Origin of the sequence: Pseudorhodoplanes sp. (assembly GCF_035565795.1) — a bacterium.
Taxonomy (GTDB): Bacteria; Pseudomonadota; Alphaproteobacteria; order Rhizobiales; family Xanthobacteraceae; genus Pseudorhodoplanes.
In genome coordinates this window covers 1-1,538 of record NZ_DATMRV010000066.1, presented here as the reverse complement: position 1 = coordinate 1,538, position 1,538 = coordinate 1, and the positions used below count along the sequence as shown (strand labels likewise).

General features: G+C 63.8%; 3 protein-coding genes. All 3 read left to right on the top strand.

Annotated features, from left to right (window positions below):
• Positions 1 to 606: SDR family NAD(P)-dependent oxidoreductase (locus VNZ93_RS07105; RefSeq protein WP_325702119.1), on the top strand; the 606-nt coding region annotated here is incomplete at its 5' end.
• 171 nt (positions 607 to 777) lie between these two features.
• The gene (locus tag VNZ93_RS07100) at positions 778 to 1,032 is read left to right on the top strand and encodes a GlsB/YeaQ/YmgE family stress response membrane protein (protein WP_325702116.1); all 255 of its coding nucleotides are present in this window, start codon (positions 778 to 780) and stop codon (positions 1,030 to 1,032) included.
• A gap of 247 nt (positions 1,033 to 1,279) precedes the next feature.
• Positions 1,280 to 1,538, top strand: a 259-nt coding sequence (locus VNZ93_RS07095) for an SPFH domain-containing protein (RefSeq protein WP_325702113.1), incomplete at its 3' end; no start/stop codon positions are given.

Sequence of the window (1,538 nt, the reverse complement as noted above, 5' to 3'; positions counted from 1 at the left end):
ATCCGGCAGTCCGGGGGGCGCGCAATCGGCTGCCTTGCCGACGTGTCGCAGCGTGCCGACATGCGGCGCATGGTGCAGGAGGCCGTCGACACATTCGGCAAGGTGGACATCGCGGTCTCCAATGTCGGGATCCGCAATCCTGTCCCCTTTCTCGAATTGAGCGAAGAGGAATGGGAGTTCACGCTTCGCACCAACCTGTCGGCGAGCTTCCATCTCGCGCAGGAGACGCTTCCCCATATGGTCGCGCAGAACTGGGGCCGCATCATCCACATCGTCGGCGGCAGCAACTTCTTCGGCTATTCCACGCAACGCGCGCACAGCGTGGCCGCCAAGGCCGGGATGCATGGTTTGACGAAAGCGCTGGCCCGCGAATTCGGGCCGTTGGGCATCACGGCCAACACCGTTGCGCCCGGCAACGTGAACACGGAGCGCGACTGGTCGAAGTATCGCAAGGAGGACCACGATCGCGCGGTTGCCCAGATCCCGCTGAAGCGCCAGGCCGAGCCCGACGAAATCGCGGAGGCGTGCACCTACTTATGCAGTCCGGGCGGCGGCTATGTGTCGGGCCAGGTTCTGCACGTGAACGGCGCCCAGCATATGGCGTGACGCACTTCGACCGCAGCCACCGCACGCGCCCGCTCTTTGGGCGCGGGCGCCGTGCGCCTAGGCGCGTGTGGAAACGCGCCCCGGAATGACAATCTGTCCGGTTTGCCGCTATGATGGAACCTGAAGGCGGACGGCGCGTTTGTTCCGCCTCACCTGGAGGAAAAGCGGCGCATGGGCATTATCTGGACGATCATCATCGGCTTTATCGCGGGCATCATCGCGAAATTCATCATGCCGGGCGACAACGAGCCCAAGGGCTTTATCCTGACGACCATCCTCGGCATCGTCGGTGCATTCGTCGCCACCTATCTCGGGCAGGCGATCGGCTGGTACCAGGCCGGACAAGGCGCGGGGCTCATCGGAGCAGTCGTGGGATCCATCATCCTGCTGCTGATCTGGGGCGTGGTGACCAAGAACCGGGCCTGAACGCGGTCACAGTTTCCTCCCCCGCATCGTATTCTGGACGCGCAACGATCGGGCCGCACGTCCTGCCATTCCCGCCGGCACGACCTTGTGTTGTGCCGGCGCTTGCGAATCCTGCGAGAATTCGTCCGTCGTGCGATGATTTGAACCGCATGGCCCTGGCTTGCGACGAATACCAGGCACCGGTGTCGGCGCAGTGCGGAATGCTGCACGTGCGCCTGAACAAGGCCGGTAGAGGGAGGATAATCTTATGAACAAGGTGCTTTCGCAGGCGGCGTCCTTGGCATCCGGAAGCGGCGGGACCTCCGGCGGCGGCCGCGGTCGCAGCATCGCCGTCGTGATCGGCATCGGTCTTCTTGCGTTACTCGGCCTCTCGATCGTGCTCGGGAGCTGGTACACGATCGATCAGCGCGAACGCGGCGTCATCCTGCGCAACGGCAAGCTGATCGGCATCGCGACGCCGGGGCTCGGCTTCAAGCTGCCGTTCTTCGACAGCATCGTGAAAATCT